A 24,456-nucleotide genomic window follows, 5' to 3' on the forward strand; every position below is an offset into this window, starting at 1 on the left:
ACGCGCGTGTAGACCCAGGTGGGCGCGATGGTGTACTGCGCCAGTCGACGTCGACGTAGCCGGTGCCGTTCGGGTTGCAGGTGTAGAGGCCGACCCGGTCACCGCGGTATCCGCCCCAGATGAGCTGGTAGGTGCCGCCGAACGAGGAAAAGACGTTTCCGTCGAGGCTGTAGGAGAACCGGCTGACTCCGTTGACGTCCCAGGTGGTGCGCAGCCACACGGCGTTCTGCGTGATCGCCGGACCGTAGGTCAGAGTGCCGCCGGCGTTGTGCGCGATCGTGGTGGTGGTCCCGGAGCGCCGGACGCCCACCCCGGCGTAGGTGGCGGGGCAGTGGCACAGCCCGGCGTGTTGGCCGTCGGCGAGGCCGGCCAGTTCGAGGCGGCCGGTCACCGTCGCGCCGCCCGCCGTGCGCAGCACCCGCTGGGTGAGGGTGTTCCCCACCTTGGTCAGGTTGTCGGCCACCGGCGGGGCGAACGCCTTCAAGCGCAGGTAGCCGGGGCGTTCGGTCAACGACCAGTGGTCCGCGCGCGGCTGGTAGTTCCACTCCCACTGCGGCCCCAGGCGGGTGTCGGTGAACAGGTCGCTGGTCACCACGGGGGGCAGCGCGTCGACCGGCATACCGGGCGGGCCGCCGGCGGGCACCCGGCTGGTCCATACCATGGTGCCGATGCCGTCCGCGCCCACCTCGCCCAGGATCGGCCAGCCGTCCACCCAGGTCACCGGCAGCACGGAGAGCACGCGCCCCTCCCAGCGTCCGGTGCCGTGGTGGGTGATCCAGTACCAGGCGCCGTCCGGAGCCTGCACCAGCCCGCCCTGGTTGGGCTCGCGGTCCACCGAGGGGGAGACGTGCTGTAACTGCCGGGTCTCGAACGGGCCGTAGAGGCTGGAGGCGCGGTTCATCATGACCACCCGGCCCTCGGACTTCACCTCGCTGAACGGGTGGTAGTGGACACCGCTGATCTTGTACAGCTTGTTGGCCTCGCTGCCCCGCGACCGGTGGATGACCGTGGACGGGCCGACCAGCGACTTGCCGTCCTCGGACAGCTTGAACAGGTGCACCTTGTAGCTGTCCGCGTAGTGCGTGGTGACCAGGTAGCCCTGACCGTCGTCGTCCCGGAACGGGCACACGTCGTTCCAGCCGGAGATCCGCCACAGTGAGTGCAGCGGCTCCCACGGCCCGGCCGGCGACGAGGCCGACGTCATGAAGAAGCCCTCGTCGGGCGTGTTGAAGTACAGCCAGTACCGCCCCGCGTGGAAGCGGAGGGCGCCGGCCCACACGCCACGGCCGTAGCGGTTCGACCGGTCCCCGTTCAACTCCGGTCCGGTCCGGGTGACATGGCCGACCGCGCCGCCGAGCGTTCGCCAGTTGACCAGGTCCTTCGAGTGCAGGACGGCCATGCCCGGCGAGTACCCGAACGTGCTGGTGGTGCCGTAGTAGTCGGAGCCGACCCGGATGCAGTCCCAGTCGCTGAAGTCGCCCGGGAGGATGGGATTGACGTAGGTGCCGTCGCCCTGGTCGCCCCACGTGCCGGCCGGAGGTACGGCCGCCGCCGCCCTGCTCGGGGGCAGCAGGCCCGGCAGCACGAGCGCCCCGGCGCCGACCGCGGCGAGCCGGCCGAGCTGTCGTCTGGTGATGTCCACGAGAAACACCGCCTGGACCTCGAGTGCGCGAAGTCCGGTGTACAGGCGGTGGGGTTGGGGAAGGGGTCGCGCCTGGAAAGCGCGGTTCGGGGCATGGGGGGTGGGTTCCTTCCGGAGGCGGGACCGCTCTCGCACCGCGGATGACCGATATTCCGAACGTGGGTCGAATTGCCGGACGGGGTCGGCGCCGAACGTAAAGGGTGTCCCGTACGGAAGTCAACGTGTGTGACAGTGCGGCTTCTTCGGTATCCGGGCGGCGCGAAATGCACCGAACGGTACTCGTCGGAAACATTGACGGAACCACGGCCCAAACCTATCTTCTGCTCGAAGTTCCGAACGCTGGTCGGTATTCCGAACAATCGCATCCCTCGTCACGGCGATCGGCCCAGCGGACTGGCCGAGCCCGGAGGAAGAGTTGAACAGAACCGTAAGAAAGCTGCTCGCCCTGCTGGGCCCGCTGCTGCTGGCCCTGCTGGGCGGCGCCCTCTTTGAGGGCACCGCCTCCGCCGTCGCCCCACCTGCCGGGCAGGCCACGCGGTACACGATGACCGCGTTCACCAACAGCAGTGAGTCGAACCTGTACGTGTACGACTCGCCGGACGCCACCGGATTCACCGTGCAGAAAGGCCCCGCCTACACCCTGCCGTCCGGGCTCATCCGGGACCCCAGCATCTTCAAGCACACCGACGGCTACTACTACCTCACTTACACCACAAACTGGACGGGGAACACGATCGGTTTCGCCCGGAGCACCGACCGGGTGAACTGGACGTTCCTGTACAACCACACGATCCCGATCAGCGGGCTGACCCGCACCTGGGCACCTGAGTGGTTCATTGACACCGACGGCAGCGTCAACGTCATCGTGTCCCTGACGGCGGCGAGCACCGCCACCCACTTCACCGCCTACAAGATCACGGCGACCAACGCAGCGCTGACCACCTGGTACGCGCCCACCCAGCTGTCCGGTATCGGCCCGAACTACATCGACACCTTCATCGTCAAGGTCGGCTCCACCTACCACGCGTTCACCAAGAACGAGACGACGAAGTACATCGAGTACGCCACCGCCTCCTGCCTCACCGGCCCCTACACCGTGCGTAAGACGGGCGACTGGGCCGGCTTCGGCGACTGGGTAGAGGGCCCGGCCCTGGTCCAGCTCGACAACGGCGGCTGGCGCATCTACTACGACGGCTACCGCGCCGGGAAGTACTGGTACAGCGACAGCTACGACAACTTCGCCACCTGGTCCGCGCCCACCGAGGTGCCCGGGCTGTCCGGCTTCATCCGCCACGCCACCGTGCTGAAGGAGACAGTCCCCGGCGGTGTCACCCTGCCCACCAACGCCACCAGGTCGCTGCGGTCGGTCAACTACCCCGACCGGTACGCCGTGGTACGCTCCGACAGCCTCGGCTACACCGACCCGGTGAGCACCTCCAGCAGCACCGCCGTCAAGCAGAGCGCCACCTTCACCGTCGTACCCGGCCTCGCCGACGCCAACTGCTACTCCTTCCGCGACTTCTCCGGCCGCTACCTCCGCCACTGGGACTTCCGGGTCCGCTTCGACAGCAGCAACGGCACCGACACCTTCAACAAGGACGCCACCTACTGCGCCCGCCCGGGCAGCGCCTCCGGCTCCGTCCGCCTGGAGTCGTTCAACTACCCCGGCCGCTACCTGCGCCACTACAACTACGCCCTGCGCGTGGACCCCTACCAGAACACCGACACGTTCCGCGCCGACAGCTCCTTCACGGTGGTCAGCCCCTGGGCCTGACCTGTCCGCGGTGTTCTCCCGGGATCTGAGACGCTGAGCTGGTCCTGGTGGCGGCGCCGCCACCCGGCAACCGCACGACGCTGCCACTACCGTCGCCGTCACGGTGGAGGTCACGAACTTCCGGCACCTGGGGCCACGGCAGCCGAACAGACTCGAAGGGGTGCCTCTGACCAGCAGAGATAGCGAACTGCAACGGGAGTACTAACTTCCCCGGGTCAGTTGCATGGTGGCGTAGCCAGGGCACCAGTATTGTCTGACATGACCTATGTGATCACTGCCGCTCATCCTGACGACGCCCCGACGCTGGGGCCCTTGCACCTGCGGAACTGGCTGCAGAACTACCCCAACGCAGACGCAGGGATCGATGAGTCCTGGATCCGTGAGCACCGGGGTACGTCCGCCACGGCAGAAGGCATCGCGCAGTGGCGAGAGTTCATCGAGGTGGCAAACCAGCACCCCGCGCCGCACTTCTGCCGTGTCGTCCGGTTCAAGACGGAGATCGTCGGCTATCTCTGCGGCCACCGGGACGAATCGGAATCGGTCACCCTCGGACCGATGTATTTGCTGGACCACGCCCAGGGGCACGGGCTCGGTGGCTACATGATGACCGAGTTCCTCACCTGGGCAGGACCTGCACGTATCCGCCTCGGGGTCGTCGACTACAACGAACGTGCGATCCGGTTCTACCAACGCCACGGCTTTGAGATCGCAGGCGAACGGTACCTCTGGCGAGGGAGGCTGCCAACCCTGCCTATGACCCGCGAGGCCCCATCAGCCGCCGACTGCAGCTGAGCACAGACATCGGGCCGAGCCCGGTCACGGCACCGCCCTCATTTCTCGGGTTCTGGCTCAGCTTCTGTGGTGCTGCCACTGTGAATGATCGTTGCTACTTCAGCGCCCGGAGGATCAGCTGCAATTCCTGGCGCCATTCGGCAGCATCGGTGTGGTCCACCCAGCCCTGTGCCAGCTCGGATTCGTCATCCAAGACGCGGTGCAGGGCTTCCCTATTGGCGGAGTGCACTTGTTCTGCAGGTGCCGTATGCCTGTTCTCGGCGGGATGAACGGGAGCCACTGAGGCGGTGAGTCCGGGAACCACACTGGTCTATCCGTGGAAGGGATGGACCAGGGCACAGGTCCATGATCGGCGGCGAAAGTGAGAGCCACCTATGGGGTGACGTCGTGAGGTTGGCCAGCGACCTCTTCAGGTGTGACCACACGCCCTCGACGGGGTTGAGCTTGGGAGCGTACGGCGGCAGCTGGTAGACGGGTCCCCGGCGGCCCCAGGCGCGGCCTTTGGGCGGCCTCAGGCCCTGGCCGGCTTCGTCATCGAAGCAGAGCCAGGCGCCCAAGTCCGCCGCCCTCTTTTTATGACGGGCCACTGCTCGTCCTTCCAGGCGGCGATCTTCGCCTCGTGCCGCTCGGTGGCCCTGCGAGAGGGGACCTGCACGCTCCAGCCGATGCGGTGCAGCAGCAGGTCCAGCCCCGCCAGGGTGGACTCAACACCGAACCGGCGGCGCACGACCTCGGCGATCCTCGCCAGCGTCCAGCACTGGTCACTCCAGCCAGAGGCGGCCGGGCCGGCTTCCAGCACCGACTCCACGAGGCGGAGTTGTCCCGCGTCGAGCTTGCAGCGGGCACCGCCGGGGCCCTTGGAGGCCAGGGCCTGCCGCCCGCCTGAAGCCAACGCCCGCCGCCAGCGGTTAGCCGACATCCGGGTCACCCTGAACCGCCGGGCTACTTCCCGGTCGCTGGCCCCCGCCTCGATCAGGTCAGCGGCTGCGAGCCGGACTTGCTCACGCCGAGCCCGTTCCTCGGCCGTCAGTCCACCACCATCGGGAGACCTCACCCTCCTGGCGTAGCGCGGCCCACGACAGCCGTCACGACCCCGCGTAACCCGCACTGTTAAAGATCTCTAGTTGTATGAGGGCTCGACGTTGGTGACGCTCTCGCGCAGGCGTGCTGCTGGCGGGTTTCCGGCGGCAGCACTATGCGGCCGGTGGTAGTTGTAGTGGATGTTCCACACTGCGATCGCGGCTGACCGGGCGTCCTCGCTGGCGAACTCGCGGGCGTAGAGGACTTCCTCGGCCATGATGCGCTGGTAGCGCTCCACCTTCCCGTTGTGCCGAGGTGTGTATGGCTTGGTTCTTTGATGTCGGGTGCCTTGCCCGACGATGCGGGCGAAGTCGCCGGAGCGGTAGCAAGCGCCATTGTCGGTGACGACCCGGTGGATGTGGTTGATGCCGTGGGCGGCGAACCAGACCTTCGCCCGGGCGAGGAAAGCAGCAGCCGTCGCGCCCTTCTCATCGCCCAGCGGTTCTGTGTAGGCGAGCCGTGAGAAACCATCGACGACGGAGTGCAGGTAGACGTAGCCACGCTTCGCCCCGGCCGACTTCGCCCGACTAGCGACCTTGGCCTGATCGCTGTCCCGGCCGTGGATCCGCCTCAGCTTCGCGATCACGGTCAATGCCGGCGGCAAGGGTGTGGAGGCTGGGCAGGTTGTCCTGCCGAACTGCGCCGAGCCAGTCCGGCAGGCGCTCGCCTTTGCGTTCGGTGAGCATGGTCGCGAAGGACCGTAGGTGCCAGGTGAGCGCGTCGACCGCATACCTCTTCGTCAACGGCGCGCTCCATCAGGAAGATCTTGAACGCCTGGCCGACGGCATCCAGCGGGGATAGCGGCCAGCCTGTGGACATCGAGAACTGGTCCACCGCACAGCCGCGCGCCTCCGCCCCGCCGTCGACCGTCTGCTCGCCCGGGTTCGCGGCCGCAGGACGAGAGGGCAGCGATCCCCGACAGTGATCGAGCGATGGTGGAGCAGGGTCACCACCGATCGCGAGCCGAACAGCGATCCGCTGAGCCGACCGCCGCGAAGCTCGCTTGAAGCCCATGGCCAGCCCTGATCGCCGGAGCTGCTCACCCTCGCGTTCAAGTGGTGCAGAAGCAGTATTCCGGGGGTGCGCTGTTCGAGGGCTGAGGCTGTGACGGCTCCGCCGTTGCCTCCCGGTCGGCAGGCCGAGGGCGGTGGTGAGCGCGCCCGCACTGGATGATCACGTCAAGACGCCGTGAAGATCGCCAGTAGCGGCGTTAAGAACGCGCGAAGAATCGGGCGCTGCTTCGAGGGACGCGTTGGCTGCCGGTTGTGTCGATATCGTTCAAGCGGCTGGTCGTGGGCCGTCCGCTCAGCAGTGACCGTCTGGGTGAGCAGATGCTGCCCAAGCGGATCGCCCTGCCGGTTTTTGCCAGTGACCCGTTGTCGTCGGTGGCGTACGCGACGCAGGAGATCTTGCTGGTTCTGACGCTGGGCGGGCTGGCCTATCTGCATCTGGCGCCCTGGGTGGCGGCCGCGGTGGTGGTGCTGTTGGCGGTGGTCGTGCTGTCCTACCGGCAGGTGGTGCAGGCCTACCCCTCAGGCGGCGGCTCGTATGAAGTGGCCTCCCGCAACCTGGGCCCCTGGGCGGGGCTGGTGGTGGCCTCGGCGTTGCTGGTGGACTACGTGATGACGGTGGCCGTGTCGGTAGCAGCCGGCGTGGACAACATCATTTCCGCGGTGCCGGCATTGGGCCCGTACAGGGTCGCGGTGAACCTGGCGTTCGTGGCGCTGCTGACCGCGATGAATTTGCGCGGGGTCCGCGAGTCCGGGCGGATGTTCGCGGTGCCGACCTACCTGTTCATCGCCGGCGTCCTGGCGATGGTCGTGACCGGGCTGCTGCAGACGGCCTTCGGCCATGCGCCGGTGGCGGAGAGCGCTGGATGGCAGGTCCACCCCGAGCCGGGAAGCGTGGGGCTGACCGGGATGGCGCTGGTGCTGCTGACGCTGCGGGCGTTTTCCTCCGGCTGTACGGCGCTGACCGGAGCGGAGGCCATTTCCAACGGAGTGCCGGCGTTCCGGCCCCCCAAGGCGCGCAATGCGGCCACCACGATGGCAGTGATGGGCGGGCTGTCGATCAGCATGTTCGCCGGGATCACGGCGCTGGCCCTGATCGCGGATGTGCGGTACGTGGAGGACACCTGCCAGCTGGTCGGGTTCCCCGGCAGCTGTGCGACCGGCTCGCAGCGCACGGTGATCGCGCAGATCGCCGCGGCGGTGTTCGGCGGCACGCATTCGGTGATGTTCTTCTACATCCAGGCCGCGACCGCCTTGATCCTGATCCTGGCGGCCAACACCGCCTTCAACGGCTTCCCGCTGCTGTCGGCGATCCTGGCCGAGCACCGCTACCTGCCCCGGCAGCTGCACACCCGTGGAGACCGGCTGGCGTTCTCCAACGGCATCATCATCCTGGCCGTGGTCGCAGGGACCCTGATCTACGCCTTCCAAGGTTCGGTGACCCGTCTGATCCAGCTCTACATCCTGGGCGTGTTCACCTCCTTCACCCTCTCGCAGGCCGGGATGGTCCGGCACTGGAACCGTGAACTGGCGCGTGTGGGCGATCCGGGGCAGCGCCGGCGCATGCACCGCTCGCGGGTGATCAACGCGGTGGGCGCGTGCCTGACCGCGCTGGTGCTGGTCGTGGTTCTGGTCACGAAGTTCAGTCACGGCGCCTACCTCGTGGTGATCGCCATGCCGGTGCTGTACGTGATGATGCGGGGCATCCGCCGCCACTACGACCGCGTGGCCAGCGAGTTGCGCCCGCGGCCGGGCGGCATCGTGCTGCCCAGCCGGACCCACGCGGTGGTGCTGGTCTCGCAGTTGCATCAGCCCACCCTGCGGGCGCTGGGTTATGCCAAGGCCACCCGCCCGGACTCCCTCACCGCACTGACCGTCAAGATCAGCGATGAGGAGGTGAGTGCGCTGCGCGCCGAGTGGGAGGAGCGACAGATCCCGGTTCCGCTGACGGTGATGGCTTCCCCGTACCGGGACATCACCGGCTCGGTGCTGGAGTACATCGCCAGCCTGCACCGTGAGCATCCCCAGGACCTGATCGCGGTGTACATCCCCGAGTACGTGGTCGGCCACTGGTGGGAACAACTGCTGCACAACCAGTCCGCGCTGCGGCTCAAGGCCCGGCTGTTGTTCCAGCGCGGGGTGATGGTGACCAGCGTGCCGTGGCAGCTGGACTCCAGCGACCGCGTGGCCGCACAGCAGCCGTATTCGGCCTCGCCTGGCGCGGGGTCGAAGGTCGGTTAGCGTTTCCCATCATGAAGGGCATGGAACTGCCGCACGACGGTGGACGGCGCCGCTGGAGCACGGGGCGCCAGCTGGCCGCGGCCGGCGCCGCCGCAGCGGGCCTGGCAGTCCTGACCACGGCTCTGGTGCCCGTGAGGGACTCGCTGTCGCTGGCGAGCATCGTGCTGATCTACCTCACCGCGGTGGTCATCGTGGCCGCCACCGGCGGTCTGCGCCTGGCACTGGCGGCCGCGGTGGCTTCCGACGTGCTGGTCAACTTCTTCTACGTCCCGCCCTTCCACACTCTGACGGCGGAGAACCGGGACCTGGTCATCACCCTGGCCGTCTACGTGGTGGTCGCCACCACCGTCAGCGTCGCGGTCGACCTTGCCGCCCGGCAGCGCGCCGCCGCCGCGCGCAGCGGCGTCGAGGCCGCCCTGCTGGCCCGGATCACTGAGGCGCCGCTGGAGGAACGTCCGCTGAGCGCGGTGCTGGAACACGTACGGGACACCTTTGGCATGACCGGCGCCGCGCTGCTGGAACGCGACAGCGAAGGCGAACGCCCGGTCGCCATCGTCGGGGAGACACCCTCAGCCGATCCGACGCTTTCCGCACCGGCCGGTGAGCACCTGCGGCTGGTGGCCTACGGCCCGGCCCTCTTCGCCGCCGACCAACGCTTCCTCACCCTGCTGGCCACCGCCGCAGCCCGCGCGCTGCAGGCCGAGCGCCTTGCCGCCCAAGCCGCCCGCGCGCGGGAGCTGACCGAGATCGACAAACTACGGGCCGCGCTCCTGGCCGCCGTCGGGCACGACCTGCGCACCCCGCTCGCCGGCATCAAGGCATGCGTGTCCAGCCTGCGCGAGCCCGACCTGGAACTCACCGACGCCCAGCAGGCCGAGCTGCTGGCCACCGTGGACGCCTCCGCCGACAAGATGAACGACCTGGTGGAAAACCTCCTCGCGCTCAGCCGCCTGCAAGCCGGCGCCCTCAGCGTCCACCCCCGCGCCACCGCCGTGGACGAGATCACCGCCGCCGCCCTCCTGCACACCCCGCCACCCCCCGGACGCACCCTCGACATCGACGTCCCCGACGACCTGCCACCCGCCTGGGCCGACCCCGGCCTGCTGGAACGCGTCATCGCCAACCTCGTCGCCAACGCACTCCAGGCCGGACCGCCCGGCCGGCCCGTCCACGTGCACGCCCGTCAGGAAGGAAGCGTGATCCACCTGCAGGTCACCGACCACGGCCCCGGCGTTCCCGCCGACCAGCGCGAACGCATCTTCGCCCCCTTCCAGCGCCTGGACGACCACACCACCGATCACGGCCTCGGCCTGGGCCTGGCCATCGCCCGCGGCTTCACCGAAGCCATGAACGGCGCCCTGATCCCCACCGACACCCCCGGCGGCGGCCTGACCATGACCCTCACACTCCCCACAGCACCATGACCCGCATCCTCATCGTCGACGACGACCCCCACCTGCTGCGCGCCCTGACCATCGCCCTGACGGCCCGCGGCTACCAGACCAACGCCGCCCCCGACGCCACCACCGCCCTGCAGGCCGCCGCCACCGACGCCCCCGACCTGGCCGTCATCGACCTCGGCCTGCCCGACCTCGACGGCATCAACATCGTCGAAAGTTTGCGCGGCTGGTCCACCGCCCCGATCATCGTCCTGTCCGCCCGCCACGACGAAACCGCCAAGATCAACGCCCTGGACGCAGGCGCCGACGACTACGTCACCAAACCCTTCGGCATGGGCGAACTCCTCGCCCGCATCCGCGCCGCCCTACGCCGCGCCACCCCCGCCGACGAACAAGCCGTGATCAACACGGCCGCCTTCACCATCGACCTCGCCGCCAAGCGCGTCACCACCGCAACTGGCGGAATCCGCCTCACTCCCACTGAATGGCACCTGCTGGAAATCCTCGTCCGCAACCCCGGACGCCTGGTCACCCAACGCCAACTCCTCCAGGAGGTATGGGGACCCCGCTACGAGAAGGAGACCAACTACCTGCGCGTTCACCTCGCCAACCTCCGTCGCAAACTCGAACCGGAACCCTCCCGACCCCGCTACCTCATCACCGAGCCCGGCATCGGCTACCGCTTCACCCCCGACACTCCCGCCTGACAGCGACGGCCCATGCCCACACCCTGGGACCTGCCGGCAGCCCAGGCCTCCTTGCTCTGGTCGGGTGCCGTACCACGCCAGGGTGTGTCCACGTTGGAAGGCAGACAGGGTGCGTGCAGCCATCGATATCGGCCAGGAGGCCGCGCGGGCAGGCCAGGGGAGGAGTACCCGGTGCCGAAGTCGTCGATGGAGATTGTGCGCCGAGGTCGTCCGGAGTCCATGGGGCGCGCGGCAGCAGTGGGCGCATGGCCGCAACCGGCAGGGGTCATGCGCCGTCCCATCCGGCAGCCAGGACCCGGCGTGCGGGCAGCCCCTGCAGGAACTCGGCGGCTGCCTGGATCTGCTCCACGGTCGGGACGTGATCCTCCGCATGCGGCTTGTTGGCTCCTTACTGTGACAGTGCAGGTCAGCGCGTTGGAGGCGATCAGATGCGGCTCGAGAGGTACATCCGAGTGTCAACCCGGCGGACAGGTGGACAGATTCGGGCTGGAGGGCCTGGAGCGCATCGTGCGTCGCTGGACGCGGGACCACTGCCTCGTGAAGCTGTCGTGGAGGAGGCCGTGTCCGGCACGTCGCCGGCGGTGCGCCCTAAGCTTCTAGTAACTCCCGCAGAGGTTCGTGTCCCGAGCTGACGCCATTGCCGCCCTTGAACAGCTCAAGCGTTTCGGTACCTGCCGACAGTCTGCTCAGGACGCTCTCCTTGGAGCCTTCAGGCTCCATTCCTCGTAGCAGAACCCCCACCGGGCCAGCATTCCTGCGCGCAGCAAGGTACCGCCTGCTCTGATAGGAAAGGCATCAGCGGTCTCTTGCATGATGAGGACCGATGCCCGGCGTGTATCTGCTCCGTAGGCAGCGAGCACTGTCTCGGGAGGCCTGTCACGGGTGAAGGTGATGCAGAATCCGGGGACCCTGGGGTCTTCTGCCCATTCCCATACGCCGCGGTGTGTGCTCACGGCTCTTCTCCTCTCTAAAGCCGCGCCCTGTGCCGACCCAGGGCGCGGCCGTGATCGGTGAGCGTCAGGCGGTGACGGTCACGTCGTACTTCTCAGTGTCGAGGACTCGGTCGGTTTGCGGGAAGCTTCCGAGTTTGCCGCCGGCGGCCTTGTTGTCAGTCAGCGGGACGTGGCCTCGGGCGCATGACTCGGTGAAGGTGACGGGCTTGGTGGGGTCGGCTTCGAAGACGAGCCACTGGTCGCCGACCTGCTTCGGGACAACGTCCGCACACAGGGCGCCGTCAGTGCCTCCCTCGTAGGTGCGGGCGAAGGGGAACTCGTCGCACGAATCGTCCTGCACGACGGTGTCCGGGAACGGTTCGAAAGGATCGCTGCTCTTGTCTCCGCAGTCCTGTCTCCGGTTGAGGCCGGACCCGTACTCGCTCGCCAGGCGCCGCAGTGGTGTCGGGGCTGCTGGAGGCGACGTTGGAGAGCCAGCCGCGTCGCAGGAGCGACCAGATCCCTTCAACGGGATTGAGGTCGGGTGCGTAGGGCGGCAGGTAGTAGATGGTCAGCCAGTCCAGTGAGGCGGCGAACGCCCGAACATCACCGTCTCCGGCCTCGCCCGCGCCGCCCGAGTCGACCGCACCTTCCTCTACCGCCACCGCGGCCTGCTCGAACGCGTCCACGCCGCTGCCAACGCGCCTGTCCAGGAAGCGACGATGACGGCGAAGAAGCGCGCGGAGCGAAGGTGCGGACCAGGTGCGCAAGGGGCGGCCGTGGAGCCTGACTCTGGAGGACCGGATCCTGCTGGTAGCGGTCTACTGGCGTACGAACCTGACGCTGAGGCAGCTCGCCCCGCTGTTCGGGGTGTCGAAGTCGGCCGCTGACCGCATCATCGGCCACCTCGGACCGTCGCTTGCGCTTCAGCCCCGTCGGCGGTTCCGTAAGGACGCCGTCCTGGTCGTCGACGGCGCCCCTGGTGCCCACGCGGGATCATACGGTTGCCGAGCAGTCGAAGAACTACCGGTACTCGACCAACCACCAGGTCGTCATCGATGCCGACTCCCGACTCGTTGTCGCCGTCGGCCGACCGGTCACGGGCAACCGCAACGATTGCAAGGCGTGGGAACTTTCGGTGCGAGGGCCGCCGTCGGCCGGGCCACGGTCATCGCGGACGGCGGCTATCGGGGCACCGGCCTGCTTATCCCACACCGCCGTGAACGCGGCCAGACCGAACTACCAGCTTGGAAGGAGGAGCACAACGCCTCCCACCGCAAGGTCCGGGCCTTCGCGCGGATGAAGGCATGGAGGATCCTTCGTGACTGCCGGCTGAAAGGCGACGGCGTTCACCACGCCATGCTCGGCATCGCCCGCCTGCACAACCTCGCCCTCATGGGGTAACTCCCGCCCCATACGAGACGAGAGAGGCCCAGGGGAGGCGGCGGCTCCCCCCTCCCCGGCTCGGAGGGTGCTCAGTCGATACAGAATTCGTTGCCCTCGATGTCCAGCATTGGGATGCACGACTCGTTTTCCTCGTCGGCATACAGCGTTTGCACGTGGGTGGCGCCGAGCGCGACCAGTCGTGCGCACTCGGCTTCGAGCGTGGCGAGGCGCTCGTCCCCCACGAGCCCTGTGCCGACCCGGACGTCGAGATGCACGCGATTCTTGACGATCTTGCCTTCGGGGACGCGCTGGAAGTACAGGCGCGGGCCCACGCCTGAGGGATCACTGCAGGCGGACCATGATCCCTGCTTCTCAAGAGGCAGGGTGCGGTTGAAATCGTCCCAGGTGGCGAACCCCTCCGGTGGCGGCGGTATGACGTACCCCAACACTTCGCACCAGAAGCGAGCGAGTCGCTCAGGGTCTGCGCAGTCAAAGGTGACTTGGAACTTCTTGATCGCTGACATCGGCGCACCGTACCGCGTACCAGGGGGGCCCTGCCGCTCATTTCCACAGGCGTATCCGCCCACCACTCGTCGCATCCTTGGCCGCCGTGGATGCCAAGTGATCAAAACGGACAGCCCACGAGCCTGACGCGACCGTGGCGGCGGAGCGCCCCAGCGGTTCCCAGGATCCAGTCTTGAACAACCACCTTCCAAGATCAGTTGCATCACGACCGGAGAGAGCGATGACGGACCCATCGTGAACACTGCACCCTGATCGTCCCCGACCGTCCGGATACAGGTGCGGCCTGCTAAAGTCCGCGCCTGCATCCGGACCCACGCTCCCTACCAGCCGGTCGGCGGCGAGGTGGACCTTGCTGGTCTGCCCGCCCCTGGACCGGCCGACCAGGTCTGGCGGCCCGGCCCGGTCACGAACGCGATCAGAAGCCCGCCGACTTCCTCACCGAGCTGGAGGGTGTGCTATGACTCGAGCCCTTGGATGGATCAAGTGCCCATCGAATCCGGTGGGGTCCACCGGCACGCCGGGTGATGGCGGACATGCTTCATCCCCTCACGGTGCAGGGGAGCATGAGCGCGCCTGTGTCCTCCCCTCACGGAGGGACGGAGCCTTGTCGGCCCCTTCTCCCGCCCGGTGACGGCCTGCGACAATCGGCCGTCCTGAAAGACCGGTTGGTTATACGGTCGATCCACGACACGGACCCCGACACGGAACGGAGCGTGCCGGGGGCCGACGGGTCCGGGTGAAACGGGGACACATGCCGAGAGCCGACAGGCAGCGTCGCGTCCTTGTGTGGGGCGGGGCCGGTGGGGGAGTGGTCGCGGTCGCGAGTGTCGCGCTGCTGTGGGATCCGGGACAGACGCTGGCCTGGGCGGCCGGTGTCGCGGCGGCTGCCGCGGCCGCCTACCTCGGCCAGCAGGCACCTCAGCATCTCCAGGAGTCCCTGGCCCGGCGTCGGGCTCGACGGGAGCTGACGGAGACCGACCCGTTCGCCGTCACCGTAGAGATCAGGAACCACGACTACGTCACGCTCGACGTCGGTGACCGCGTCGCCGATGTCCCGGCCGCCGGGCACACCGTACGGATCGTGGTGACCTCGACGGGGCCTTCGGCCGTGGTGCTGACCGGGTTACGGGCGGAGGTGCTGTCCCGTGAGGAGTTGCCCGGGGATCTCGCCCGACACGCGGCCGAGATGCCGGTGCGGCGCTTCGAGGTCCTCCTCGACTCCGATCCGCCGCAGGTGCGCGCCCTGGGTGCAAGCGACTTCCCCTACCGGATCGCCGCGGACGAATCCGAGGTCCTCGACCTTCTCGTCACCACCGAGCGCGGCCTCGTGCGGTGGGTGCTGTGGCTGGACTGGACGTCCGCAGGCCGCCAGGGCAGCACCCGGATCGACCTTCAGGGTCACGCTTTCCGCACCGCCGCGCGGCAGCCGGGCGGCTGCTGATGGCCACGGGGCAGCGCCGTGTCGGCGCGGCCACCCTGGCCGGGGCACTCCCCGCAGTGGCCGGCAGCGCTGTCCTCGCCGCCACGGACGTGCACACATGGCCGCCATACGTCGCGGTGGCCGCCGTGTCGGCTCTTTCCGCGCTCATGGCGCTCACGCGGCACGGACGGCGGTGGCCCGGCCCGGCAACGGACCCCGCCGGGCAGACGCAGGAGCCGTCACAAACGGTGTCCGTAGCTGAACGGGATCCTTCCGCTTCGACACCGGATGAGGGCCGGGCGAACGGCGCGCCCGTCGGGCAGGGGAGGTCCATCTACGACATGACGCGGCCCGTCCGCCCCGTACCCGTCCAGGGACTGACGGGCCATCCGCCGTTCACGGTGCGGGCCGCCGTCCACAGTCAGCTCACACTCATCGCCTCGCCCGGGCTGTTGGGCACCCCCGAGGCGGTCCACATCCCGCTGACCGGGCACAATCTCCTTCTCTCCCTGACCGCGACGGGACAGGAGGAGGTCGTCCTGCGGTCGCTCCGGGCGGAGGTGACGGACCGTCTGCCGCTGCGTGTGGACGGCGCCTCGCTGGCCCGGTCGCGTATGCCCGACCTGGTGCTGAGCGCCGACCTGCTGGAGTCCGCCCAGCGCGCGGCCCGGGCCTACCGGCGCCTGCGCAGTCCCGACGTCGCGGTCCTTCTGGAGCCGTCACCCGCCCCCGTGCTGGCGGAGCTCGGTGCGGATCCCGTCCTGCCGCTCACCGCCACGCCCGGTGCGAGCGCCGGCCTCACCTGCGCACCCGTGACGGACGACGGGCGGTGGGTACGGTGGCGGCTGACTGCGGAGATCGTGTGCGCGGGGCGCATCTGGCGGCCCTGGTGGGACCTCACGGTCACCGCGACCACGGGCTTCGCAGCGTTCAGCGGTGACGCCGCACCGGTGGCCCAGCCCGTGCACGAGCTGTACCCCGACCACTACGACCCCAGGGACCTGGACGGACAGCGAGCCACCGCATCCGCGGCGGACCGGGCCTTCCACCTCGTGGCCCACATCTCGCGGGACGGCGAGGGCGTGCTGCAGATGCCGTCCCGGCCTGAGCCCTATCCGGAGCCACCCGGCGCCGAGGAGGCCGTCCGGCGCGCCGCCGCCCTGGCCCGCGGCGGCGACCTGTCCGGCGCCGCCGAGATCTACCGGTCGGCGGCCGAGGCGGGCAGCGGGCAGGCCGCTTACCTGCTGGGAAGGCTCACACAGGACCGCGGAGACACGGACGGTGCGGTGTGCTGGTACGAGAGGGCCGCCGCCCGCCGTGTCCACGCCGCGTACAACAACCTCGGCGTGCTGGCCATGCTGCGCGGCGATCTCGACACGGCCGAACGTTGGTACCGCCGGGCGATGGACGTGGGCGACTGGGCGGCGGCCGTGGGCCTCGGCGTCGTACTGGAGAAGCGGGGCGACGAGGCGCAGGCAGAGGAGCTGTGGCGGCTCGCCAGCCGGCGGGACGTTCCGAACGCGGATCAGAACCTCGCGGTCCTCTACCAGCGGCAGGGCCGGCTGCGGGAGGCTGACGAGTTGTTCACGCGGGCCGCCGAAGCGGGCGACGTCCAAGCGGCCGTGCACGTCGGCTTCCGCTGCCACGAAGCCGGCGACGAGGCCGAAGCGAAGCGCTGGTGGCGTACGGCGGCCGATGCGGGCAGCGCGGAAGGCGCCTTCTACCTCGGGTTGCTGCTCGTGCGCGAAGGGCGGGCCGAGGAAGGGCAACGGCTGTGGGAGCGCGCCGCCGAGCGCCTCGGCACGCCCAGGCAGGCGGTCGCGAGAATGCCGGCGGGACCGGAGGCGGGGACCACCTACCGGGCCGGCGGCACGGCAGCGGAGTCGGGCGAGGTGTACGCCGCGTACCACCTCGGGTTGCTCCACTGGGAGCGGGACGACCACGAAGCGGCTCTGGCGTGGTGGACCCGTGCCGCCGGGGCGGGCCACGCGGATGCCGTGTTCCGGCTGTGCGAGCTGCACCTGAACGTACGCGGCGACCTCATGGAGTGCCTGCGCTGGGCGACCTTCGCGCTGGAGCTCGAGGGGGCGCCGGCCGGCCGAGTGGAGTCTCTCGCTGTGGGGATGCGCGGGATCGCGGAGCGACTGGCCGAGGCCGCAGGCGCGTACGAGCCCGATCCCGGGGCCGCCGCGGAGGCCTGCTTCGTGGCGGCCGAGGCCTACCGGCGTCTCACCGCCCACGACGATGTTCACCGTCCGGCGTGGGAGGACAGTGTCCGGCGCCTCTCCGCCCTGGCCAGGCTGTCCGGGTCGTCGCGAGCGCGGGGGTTGGCCGCGAACGCCGAGGCACGGTTGCGGGCGGCGGACTGAGGTCGGCGGCGTCGCGGAGGCCGCTGCGCGGGGCAACGGCCGCCGTCCCAGGCCGGGCTGGGATGCGCCGATGCTTACCGCACGCCGCCGACGAGGGCCGGGTCAGGGGCCTGCCGCCTCGCACCCCATGTGTGGCGGCGGCGACCAGCACCGGAGAAGTGCTGCCAGTCAGCAATAATGCCCAGTGCGCGGTGGCGCTGCAGGCGCCGATCATGATGACCGGGTCGCCACGTTCGAGTGCGCTGCGAGCCGCCGTCCAAGCGGCGCCCCTGCCGGCCTGACCTGCCCGCTGCGGCACGGCACATGCACCTCCCACACCTGACGGCCCGCATTACGGATACGGCTCCACAGGTGCCGGCCTGCCTGCCCGCGGTGCTGTGAGGCGAGGCCTTGGTCGCGGCTTGTGCCGCACCGCGCTTTGCGCAGGACGCGCCAGGTCTTGAGGGTGCCCATGGCCTGTTCACCGAGGGCTCGGGTCTTGGCGTGGGAGCGGTTGACGGCCTGCTGGCCTGCGGAGAGGCTGTGCCAGCGGCCGCGGCCGGGCACGCTGACTGTGCTGCCAGCGCCTTGTCAGCCCTTGTCAGCCCTTGTCAGCCCAGAGGGGCATGCCAGCGTCTGTCAGGGTCTCGACGGTGCCGTGGTTGCGTTGGCCTTGATGTCGTGCACGGCTCCGGGTTGAGGCGGGCCAAGCCTCAGAGCAGTTGCCGAACGGGTCGGCGATGACTGTCGGCGTACGACGCCGGCTCCCCACTTGCGTACGGATCGACGTCCGGTGAAGTCGGCCGACCTGAAGAGAGCTTGGTGGCGCAGAGCCGCGAGTGCCAGGAAGTTTCCTCCAGTCCGGAAGCAGCGGTCAGCGAGGAAGCGGCGAAGCATGCCCGGCCGCGTTCCAACCCGCCCCCGGCACGCTGCCGTCGGCAGAGATCTACGTGACATGCACCGGGTGAGCCGTGTCTCACTGTTGCGGCGTTGCTATGCAACGAGTTGCATAGGAGGATCGTGCACATGGCGCTCGAGCACGCGATCCTCGTTTCCCTGCTGGAGAAGCCGGGCTCCGGCTATGAGCTGGCCCGGCGGTTCGAGCGGTCCATCGGGTACTTCTGGACCGCCACCCATCAGCAGATCTACCGCGTGCTCAAGCGGATGGAGAGCGACGGCTGGGTCGACGTCCGGGACGTTTCGCAGTACGGGCGTCCGGACAAGAAGGAGTACTCCGTCGCAGGGCCCGGACGGGACGCGCTCTCCACGTGGCTGCACGAAGCGACCGAGCCGGAGAGCGTGCGGCACGACCTGGCGGTGAAGGTCCGGGGCGCCGCCTTCGATGATCCGGCCGCCCTGATCAGTGAGGTCGAGCGGCACCGGCAGGCGCACACGGACCGCCTCGCCCACTACCTCGCGGGCGAGGTCCGCGACTTCGGGGAACCCCCGGCGGACGGTCCGCTCGACGCCGAACGGGAACTCCAGCACGTCGTGCTGCGCGGCGGCATCGCGTACGAGCGGATGATGATCGCCTGGCTCGACGACGTCCTCGCCACCCTCGCCACCCTCGCCGCCGGTCGCTGACCGGCCGAGCAGGCCCCCGGGACCCGTACCTATACCCACCCTCATCCTCTCAGCCGAAAGGCGGCACCCATGGCCGACGCGCTGCTCTTCAACCCGCGGACATACGACCCCGCGCACTTCGACCCGGAGACCCGCAGGTTGCTGCGCGCCACCGTCGACTGGTTCGAAGAGCGAGGCAAGCGCCGGCTGATCGAGGACTACCGGACCCGCTCCTGGCTCGGCGACTTCCTCGCCTTCGCAGCCAAGGAGGGGCTCTTCGCGACCTTCCTCACGCCCGCCTCCGCCGCCGCGGAGGGCGAGGGCGACAAGCGCTGGGACACCGCCCGCATCGCCGCGCTCAACGAGATACTCGGCTTCTACGGCCTCGACTACTGGTACGCCTGGCAGGTCACCATCCTCGGTCTCGGCCCCGTCTGGCAGAGCGACAACCCCGCCGCCCGTGCCCGCGCCGCGGAACTGCTCTCCCAGGGCGAGGTGTTCGCGTTTGGCCTGTCCGAGAAGGCTCACGGAGCCGACATCTACTCCACCGACATGCTGTTGGAGCCCGACGGCACGGGCGGTTTCCGGGCCACCGGCTCCAAGTACTACATCGGCAACGGCAACGCCGCCGGGCTCGTATCCGTCTTCGGCCGCCGCACCGACGTCGAGGGTCCCGACGGCTACGTCTTCTTCGCCGCCGACAGCCGCCACCCCGCGTACCACCTGGTCAAGAATGTCGTCGACTCGTCGAAGTACGTCAGCGAGTTCCGCCTCGAGGGCTACCCCGTAACTCCGGAAGACATCCTGCACACCGGCCGTGCCGCCTTCGACGCAGCCCTCAACACCGTCAATGTGGGCAAGTTCAACCTGTGCACCGCCTCGATCGGCATCTGCGAGCACGCGATGTACGAGGCCGTCACCCACGCGCAGAACCGCATACTCTACGGCCGCCCGGTCACCGCCTTCCCGCACGTGCGGCGCGAGTTGACCGACGCGTACGTCCGGCTCGTCGGCATGAAGCTGTTCAGCGACCGCGCAGTCGACTACTTCCGCACCGCGGGCCCCGACGACCGCCGCTACCTTCTCTTCAACCCGATGACGAAGATGAAGGTGACCACCGAGGGCGAGAAGGTCATCGACCTGATGTGGGACGTCATCGCCGCCAAGGGCTTCGAGAAGGACAACTACTTCGCCCAGGCCGCCGTCGAGATCCGCGGCCTGCCGAAGCTGGAGGGCACCGTCCACGTCAACCTGGCGCTGATCCTCAAGTTCATGCGCAACCACCTTCTCGACCCGGTCGCGTACGAGCCCGTCCCGACCCGCCTCGACGCGGCCGACGACGTCTTCCTCTTCCGGCAGGGGCCGGCCCGCGGCCTCGGCTCGGTGCGTTTTCACGACTGGCGGCCGGCCTTCGACGCGTACGCCCACCTGTCCAACGTGGCCCGGTTCCGCGAACAGGCCGACGCACTGAGCGAGTTCGTACTCACGGCCGCTCCTGACGAGGAGCAGAGCCGGGACCTCGACCTGCTCCTCGCCGTCGGGCAGCTCTTCGCGCTCGTCGTCCACGGGCAGCTGATCCTGGAGCAGGCAGCCCTAGCCGGCCTCGACGAGGACGTGCTCGACGAGCTGTTCGCCGTCCTCGTGCGGGACTTCTCCGCGCACGCCGTCGAACTGCACGGCAAGGACTCCGCGACCGAGGAGCAGCAGCTTTGGGCGCTCGGCGCGGTCCGGCGCCCGGTCGTCGACGGGGCGCGTTCGGAGCGCGTCTGGCAGCGCGTCGAGGCTCTGTCGGGGGCGTACGAGATGATGCCCTGAGACCTCGACGCGCGGCCTCGGACCGCCTCGCGGAGTACGGCGGCCGTGCCACGTGCTCCGCGAGGTGTTCGCCGGTGAGCGTGGAGCCCTCCATCCGACCCATGCCCGCGCGGGCGCGGCCGGGGCCACCGTGGCCGCCCGAAGGCCGGCGTATCGATACGCCGGGCCGCCTGTAATGCTGGCTCCACGTTGGCCAGATACCCAGCACGCGGGCGGCGGCCGGAGTGCCCGTGGTACCCGTGACGGAGACGCTGCCAAGGTGCGAGGACTGCCTTTCGTCTGGATGACCGCCAACGCCGACGGGCTCGCGAACGCGCTGGCGGCAAAGGCAGGCTCGCCTCTGTTGGGAAAGTCGTGGCTGTCGACGGCTGATTAGCTTGTGGCTGCCGTCGGAATCTTCGAAGATGTGCCCATGTCTGAAGCCCCTGACATCGCGACCGCCTGGCGCTGGCTCTTGGAACGCAGGTCGGGCACTCGGGGCGCCACGCAGGAATCGCTGCCTGTCGTCGTTGAGGCCGCCCACGCCGAGCCACGCCTGCGCGGCCTCTATCCCTTCCCGTCACACGGCGCGCTGCACTTCCTACGCAGCGCCCCGCCCTGCCACGAATCGGATCACGACGACGTTCCGTTCATCGTCTACGGCGGACCGCCGTATCAGGTCTACGCAGCTGGCTACGCCGCCCTCCTGGGCGAGGTTGCGACGCCCGCGGAAGCCGCCGCGCTCGTGGTGAGCAATTTGCCCCCGCGGTAGTCACGCTGTCATAGCCACTCATTGAGGACCGCGACCAGCACCGTTGCCTCGTAGCGGACGGCAAGCTTGTCGTACCTCGTGGCCACGGCACGGTGGCGCTTGAGACGATTGATCCCGCATTCGACCGCATGACGCTCGCGGTAGTCGGCCTTGTCGAACCTCGGTGGCCGTCCGCCTCGGGAACCGAGTTTCTGACGGTTGCGGACTCGGTACGCCGGGACCGGGATGGTCGCCTTGATCCCGCGTCTGCGCAAGTAGGCCCGGTTATGGCGGGAGTCGTACGCCTTGTCGGCCCGCACACGGTCTGGTCGCCTGCGGGGTCGCCCTGGACCGAGGCGGGGCACCCGGATCGCCTCCAGGACCGGCTCGAACTGCGGAGAACTGCCCCGCTGGCCAGCCACGATCAGCACCGACAAGGCTTCTGACCCTGCTCAACGGCAAGGTGGATCTTGGTAGTCAGCCCGCCCCGGGAGCGTCCGAGCCCGTGGTCAGCCGGCTCGACGACAGGGCCACCAGGTGGCTCCTTTTGCAGATCCCCCCTTTTCGCCGCCCCGGCGGCGTGCTGGTGGGCCCGGCAGACGGTGGAGTCGATGTTCACGTCCCAGGTGATCAGGCACTTCGCGTCCGTCTCGGTCTGGAGCCTGGTGACGATCTTGGCCCAGGTGCCGTCTCGCTGCCAGCGGCGGAACAAGTCGTAGACCCGGACCCACGGGTTGTACCGCTCGGACACATCACGCCAAGGGGCACCGGTGCGGGTTCGCCACCGTATGCCGTCTATCAGCTGCCGCCGAGCTCGCGTCGGGGCTGTCACGACGGTGGCTGGTGTGAGCGGACCCGTCGATGGTCATCGCGTCGCAGCAAGGTGACCACGCTGAGCGCTCCTCACATCGAAAGCGTCTCGATCGTCTGACAGGATGACGTCATGGTGTCAAACGTCGATCGTCTTCCCGAATCTCCCGCTCGTAAGCCTGATTTTGAGGACGCTTTCACCGCTCCCCGACTCAGGGAAGATCGCTGGGTCGATCACTATCTGCCGCACTGGACGTCGCCCGAGCGGTCTCAGGCACGCTACGACATTGACGATGCCGGGCTGCGGCTGCGTATCGATGCTGACCAGCCGGATTGGCGAGAGGAAGACGCCCCGCTCCGCGTGTCCAACCTGCAAACCGGGAGCTTTTCCGGCCCAGTGGGCTCTCGGCGAGGAACACACCGGCACCGCTCGGACGGACTTGTTGTCCGCACGGAGACACCAGAGCGTTTGCTGTGGGCGCCCACCGCTGGACGTGTGGATATGACCGTGAGCGCGAGCGTGGACGAGGGATGCATGCTCGCGGCGTGGCTTGTGGGGACGGAGCACCTGTCGGAGAACGACAGCGGCGAGGTGTGCATCTTCGAGATCGACGCTGACGCTGTCGGCGAGAGGATGAGCCATGCCCGATGCGGAGTGAAAGCGCATTCAGACGCACGGCTGACAACCGACATGACGGAAGTCGCCCTTCCCCTGGACGCTTCAAAGCCCCACACCTGGACGGCCATCTGGGGGCCGTCAGGCACCATCATCGGTTGCGAGGGCGTTGTCGTGAAGCGAATGCCTCAGTCCCCGGGCTACCCGCTTTTCTTGCTGATCGACCTCTTCGAGATCGGTCCTCGCTCGGGGACCGAGGCCTCCTATCCGAAGACCGCTTACATCCACCGCGTGCGTGGGTGGGACGCCGTTTCAGTGAGTGATAGGCAATAGCTCGGCGAGGAGTACGGATTCGGCTTCGTACTCGTAAACGACTCAGACAGTCGGCGCAGTCTTCTTCGACCAGCCACGGGCGGGCTTCTTCCGGGGCCGTCGCCTGGCCATAGGGGTGATGAGTGCCCGTTCAGGTGAGCTTCGGAGTGCCGCGGGATGGGCTTGATCCGCTTTGACGGACATCGGAGATCGGGAGCCTCGGTTCCGGAAGGAGGATGTCCATCATGGATGGTTCTCGGTGCGGGGCTGGGTGCAGTAGGCCGAGGTCGACGCCGGCGATCAAGAGAGCTTGATCAGCGGTGAGCGCGAGGAGCTCGCCCGGCTGCGGCGGGAGAACCGTCGGCTGCGGGAGGACGTCGAGACCCTCAAGCGTGCTACGGCTTGCTTCGCGACGGAGATCCGGTGAGCGTGTACCCGTTCATCGAGGCGGAGAAGCAGCAGGACAGCGTCAAGCGGGCGTGTGAGCTGTTGAAGGTCTCCCGTGCCGCCTTCTACGCCCGCCGCACCGCTGTTCTCGGGCCGCGCGATGCGCGACGCGGAGCTCACCGAGCGGATCAGCGAGGTCCACGAGAGCTCGCGCGTCAGTCGCGGGGCCCCGGCGTATGCACGCTGCACTCCGACGCGATGGTGAGTCGTGGCCGTCATGGTGCGGTTACCCCGGCCGGCCGCGCCCAGTGCTTGGCGGGCCTTGCCCGAGATGCGGCACAGCGGTTACCAGTTGACATGGCATCGGGTCGGTCGGCTCGACGCCAGCGTCCACGGCCCAGGCGCTCGCCCATACCGTACCGGCCTTGCATTCGTGGCCGACGCACAGCGGGCGGTCGACATCCGGCGCGGGCTGATCAGTCGGCCTCCCACTGCGGCCACTGCTCCAACGCGGTGGTGACGCGGTCAGTCAGGGTCGGAAGGGTCTCGCCTGCCTGTTCGTAGGCGCCGAAGAGTTGCTCCAGCATCTTCGTGTTGCGCTGCACGTCGTCCGTTTCCGAGTCGAGCACGGACGTGCACTCGCCGGCCGCGTCCCGGCCCTTGGCCAGGAGGGTGGACCATGCGCGACCGAGATGGGGATCGGGTACACCCAGACGCTTTCGGGCGGTGACCGTGTCACGGGCGAGGCTGGTGCAGACGGGGCGCAGGGCGTCCGCGTCGACGGCGCTGGTCTCGGTATCCGCCGACTCCTTGAACCACTTCCCGAGTGCGGTGTAACGAGACGCCAGGGCAACCATGTCGGCCTGTCCGCTCAGCTTGCACCAGGCCAGCAACTGGAAGCTGCGCACCTTTTCGTCGGTGTCGGCAGCCGGGGGACGCTCGGGCACCGCCAGGCTCATACTCTCG

General features: G+C 68.7%; 17 protein-coding genes and 6 pseudogenes. 12 read left to right on the forward strand and 11 right to left on the reverse strand.

Translation table 11 applies throughout. The features are described from left to right. Nucleotides 1-100 precede the first annotated feature (100 nt). Nucleotides 101-1,777, reverse strand: a pseudogene (locus ACFPZJ_RS26935) (glycoside hydrolase family 43 protein); the annotation flags it as partial. Nucleotides 1,778-2,057: 280 nt separating this feature from the next. On the opposite strand from ACFPZJ_RS26935, the gene ACFPZJ_RS26940 reads away from it, so the two are divergent. Both ACFPZJ_RS26940 and ACFPZJ_RS26945 read left to right on the forward strand, forming a co-directional pair. Further along, a complete protein-coding gene (locus ACFPZJ_RS26940; protein ID WP_381026557.1) occupies nt 2,058-3,416 on the forward strand; it encodes a glycoside hydrolase family 43 protein in 1,359 nt (452 codons plus the stop codon). A gap of 258 nt (nt 3,417-3,674) precedes the next feature. Continuing rightward, on the forward strand, nt 3,675-4,208 hold the full coding sequence (locus ACFPZJ_RS26945) for a GNAT family N-acetyltransferase (RefSeq protein ID WP_381026560.1): 534 nt from the start codon (nt 3,675-3,677) through the stop codon (nt 4,206-4,208). Between the two features lie 94 nt (nt 4,209-4,302). On the opposite strand, the gene ACFPZJ_RS26950 is transcribed toward ACFPZJ_RS26945, so the two are convergent. From ACFPZJ_RS26950 to ACFPZJ_RS26960, 3 genes and pseudogenes are all read right to left on the reverse strand, one after another. Continuing rightward, nucleotides 4,303-4,512, reverse strand: a complete 210-nt coding sequence (locus ACFPZJ_RS26950; RefSeq protein ID WP_381026561.1) for a DUF4259 domain-containing protein — start codon at nt 4,510-4,512, stop codon at nt 4,303-4,305. Nucleotides 4,513-4,594: 82 nt separating this feature from the next. Continuing rightward, nucleotides 4,595-5,262 (reverse strand): annotated as a pseudogene (locus ACFPZJ_RS26955) (winged helix-turn-helix domain-containing protein); the annotation flags it as partial. A gap of 66 nt (nt 5,263-5,328) precedes the next feature. Next, nucleotides 5,329-5,850 (reverse strand): annotated as a pseudogene (locus ACFPZJ_RS26960) (integrase core domain-containing protein); the annotation flags it as partial. A gap of 769 nt (nt 5,851-6,619) precedes the next feature. Here ACFPZJ_RS26960 and ACFPZJ_RS26965 point away from each other — a divergent pair. The 3 genes from ACFPZJ_RS26965 to ACFPZJ_RS26975 are packed head-to-tail and all read left to right on the forward strand — an operon-like array spanning nt 6,620 to nt 10,646. Beyond that, complete coding sequence (locus ACFPZJ_RS26965) at nt 6,620-8,539, forward strand: APC family permease (protein ID WP_381026710.1); 1,920 nt, start codon at nt 6,620-6,622, stop codon at nt 8,537-8,539. Nucleotides 8,540-8,559: 20 nt separating this feature from the next. Further along, entirely contained in the window at nt 8,560-9,963 is a 1,404-nt protein-coding gene (locus tag ACFPZJ_RS26970) for a sensor histidine kinase (RefSeq protein WP_381026566.1), read from the forward strand. After that, on the forward strand, nt 9,960-10,646 hold the full coding sequence (locus ACFPZJ_RS26975; RefSeq protein ID WP_381026569.1) for a response regulator: 687 nt from the start codon (nt 9,960-9,962) through the stop codon (nt 10,644-10,646). The genes ACFPZJ_RS26970 and ACFPZJ_RS26975 overlap by 4 nt, the downstream gene beginning before the upstream one ends. Before the next feature lie 1,017 nt (nt 10,647-11,663). Here ACFPZJ_RS26975 and ACFPZJ_RS39915 read toward each other — a convergent pair. Together ACFPZJ_RS39915 and ACFPZJ_RS26985 are read right to left on the reverse strand one after the other, a co-directional pair. Further along, nucleotides 11,664-12,107, reverse strand: coding sequence for a NucA/NucB deoxyribonuclease domain-containing protein (locus ACFPZJ_RS39915; protein WP_461096537.1), 444 nt, complete (start codon nt 12,105-12,107; stop codon nt 11,664-11,666). After that, nucleotides 12,043-12,180, reverse strand: a pseudogene (locus tag ACFPZJ_RS26985) (transposase); the annotation flags it as partial. The pseudogene ACFPZJ_RS26985 and the gene ACFPZJ_RS39915, both read right to left, overlap by 65 nt. Before the next feature lie 139 nt (nt 12,181-12,319). Between ACFPZJ_RS26985 and ACFPZJ_RS26990 the strand changes: the two are divergent. Then, nucleotides 12,320-12,982, forward strand: a pseudogene (locus ACFPZJ_RS26990) (transposase); the annotation flags it as partial. A gap of 71 nt (nt 12,983-13,053) precedes the next feature. On the opposite strand, the gene ACFPZJ_RS26995 reads toward ACFPZJ_RS26990, so the two are convergent. Continuing rightward, nucleotides 13,054-13,488, reverse strand: a complete 435-nt coding sequence (locus tag ACFPZJ_RS26995) for a VOC family protein (protein ID WP_381026575.1) — start codon at nt 13,486-13,488, stop codon at nt 13,054-13,056. Nucleotides 13,489-14,240: 752 nt separating this feature from the next. Here ACFPZJ_RS26995 and ACFPZJ_RS27000 point away from each other — a divergent pair. Both ACFPZJ_RS27000 and ACFPZJ_RS27005 read left to right on the forward strand, forming a co-directional pair. Beyond that, nucleotides 14,241-14,930 carry a hypothetical protein gene (locus ACFPZJ_RS27000; protein ID WP_381026578.1) on the forward strand — a complete coding sequence of 230 codons (690 nt, stop codon included), beginning with the start codon at nt 14,241-14,243 and terminating at the stop codon, nt 14,928-14,930. Nucleotides 14,931-15,250: 320 nt separating this feature from the next. Further along, a complete protein-coding gene (locus tag ACFPZJ_RS27005) occupies nt 15,251-17,278 on the forward strand; it encodes a tetratricopeptide repeat protein (protein WP_381026580.1) in 2,028 nt (675 codons plus the stop codon). A 396-nt stretch (nt 17,279-17,674) separates the two neighbouring features. Here ACFPZJ_RS27005 and ACFPZJ_RS27010 read toward each other — a convergent pair. Then, nucleotides 17,675-18,002: pseudogene (locus ACFPZJ_RS27010) on the reverse strand (transposase family protein); the annotation flags it as partial. A gap of 281 nt (nt 18,003-18,283) precedes the next feature. Between ACFPZJ_RS27010 and ACFPZJ_RS27015 the strand changes: the two are divergent. The 3 genes from ACFPZJ_RS27015 (at nt 18,284) to ACFPZJ_RS27025 (ending at nt 21,386) form a co-directional block, all read left to right on the forward strand. After that, nucleotides 18,284-18,841, forward strand: coding sequence for a PadR family transcriptional regulator (locus tag ACFPZJ_RS27015; RefSeq protein ID WP_381026583.1), 558 nt, complete (start codon nt 18,284-18,286; stop codon nt 18,839-18,841). Between the two features lie 69 nt (nt 18,842-18,910). Next, the gene (locus tag ACFPZJ_RS27020; protein WP_381026585.1) at nt 18,911-20,635 is read left to right on the forward strand and encodes an acyl-CoA dehydrogenase family protein; all 1,725 of its coding nucleotides are present in this window, start codon (nt 18,911-18,913) and stop codon (nt 20,633-20,635) included. A gap of 412 nt (nt 20,636-21,047) precedes the next feature. Then, the gene (locus tag ACFPZJ_RS27025; protein WP_381026588.1) at nt 21,048-21,386 is read left to right on the forward strand and encodes a DUF6193 family natural product biosynthesis protein; all 339 of its coding nucleotides are present in this window, start codon (nt 21,048-21,050) and stop codon (nt 21,384-21,386) included. 8 nt (nt 21,387-21,394) lie between these two features. Here ACFPZJ_RS27025 and ACFPZJ_RS27030 read toward each other — a convergent pair whose 3' ends face one another. Beyond that, the gene (locus ACFPZJ_RS27030; RefSeq protein WP_381026591.1) at nt 21,395-21,796 is read right to left on the reverse strand and encodes a transposase; all 402 of its coding nucleotides are present in this window, start codon (nt 21,794-21,796) and stop codon (nt 21,395-21,397) included. Beyond that, nucleotides 21,790-22,197, reverse strand: a complete 408-nt coding sequence (locus ACFPZJ_RS27035) for a transposase (RefSeq protein ID WP_381026594.1) — start codon at nt 22,195-22,197, stop codon at nt 21,790-21,792. Before ACFPZJ_RS27035 ends, ACFPZJ_RS27030 begins: the two co-directional genes overlap by 7 nt. 111 nt (nt 22,198-22,308) lie before the next feature. Here ACFPZJ_RS27035 and ACFPZJ_RS27040 point away from each other — a divergent pair, with 111 nt between their 5' ends. Then, nucleotides 22,309-23,124: a LamG domain-containing protein gene (locus tag ACFPZJ_RS27040; protein WP_381026597.1), complete on the forward strand. Its 816-nt coding sequence runs from the start codon at nt 22,309-22,311 to the stop codon at nt 23,122-23,124. Nucleotides 23,125-23,966: 842 nt separating this feature from the next. Here the strand turns inward: ACFPZJ_RS27040 and ACFPZJ_RS27045 are convergent. Continuing rightward, nucleotides 23,967-24,449, reverse strand: a complete 483-nt coding sequence (locus ACFPZJ_RS27045) for a hypothetical protein (RefSeq protein ID WP_381026598.1) — start codon at nt 24,447-24,449, stop codon at nt 23,967-23,969. Nucleotides 24,450-24,456: the final 7 nt, after the last annotated feature.

This window comes from Streptomyces bullii, from assembly GCF_042657145.1.
Lineage (GTDB): Bacteria > Actinomycetota > Actinomycetes > Streptomycetales > Streptomycetaceae > Streptomyces > Streptomyces bullii.

Bases quoted from the DNA above. Each gene is read 5' to 3' on its own strand.
- ACFPZJ_RS26945 (WP_381026560.1), top strand. From the start codon at position 3,675: ATGACCTATGTGATCACTGCCGCTCATCCTGACGACGCCCCGACGCTG.
- ACFPZJ_RS26965 (WP_381026710.1), top strand. From the start codon at position 6,620: ATGCTGCCCAAGCGGATCGCCCTGCCGGTTTTTGCCAGTGACCCGTTG.
- ACFPZJ_RS26970 (WP_381026566.1), top strand. From the start codon at position 8,560: ATGGAACTGCCGCACGACGGTGGACGGCGCCGCTGGAGCACGGGGCGC.
- ACFPZJ_RS26975 (WP_381026569.1), top strand. From the start codon at position 9,960: ATGACCCGCATCCTCATCGTCGACGACGACCCCCACCTGCTGCGCGCC.
- ACFPZJ_RS26995 (WP_381026575.1), bottom strand. From the start codon at position 13,488: ATGTCAGCGATCAAGAAGTTCCAAGTCACCTTTGACTGCGCAGACCCT.
- ACFPZJ_RS27000 (WP_381026578.1), top strand. From the start codon at position 14,241: ATGCCGAGAGCCGACAGGCAGCGTCGCGTCCTTGTGTGGGGCGGGGCC.
- ACFPZJ_RS27005 (WP_381026580.1), top strand. From the start codon at position 15,251: ATGACGCGGCCCGTCCGCCCCGTACCCGTCCAGGGACTGACGGGCCAT.
- ACFPZJ_RS27015 (WP_381026583.1), top strand. From the start codon at position 18,284: ATGGCGCTCGAGCACGCGATCCTCGTTTCCCTGCTGGAGAAGCCGGGC.
- ACFPZJ_RS27020 (WP_381026585.1), top strand. From the start codon at position 18,911: ATGGCCGACGCGCTGCTCTTCAACCCGCGGACATACGACCCCGCGCAC.
- ACFPZJ_RS27025 (WP_381026588.1), top strand. From the start codon at position 21,048: ATGTCTGAAGCCCCTGACATCGCGACCGCCTGGCGCTGGCTCTTGGAA.
- ACFPZJ_RS27040 (WP_381026597.1), top strand. From the start codon at position 22,309: ATGGTGTCAAACGTCGATCGTCTTCCCGAATCTCCCGCTCGTAAGCCT.
- ACFPZJ_RS27045 (WP_381026598.1), bottom strand. From the start codon at position 24,449: ATGAGCCTGGCGGTGCCCGAGCGTCCCCCGGCTGCCGACACCGACGAA.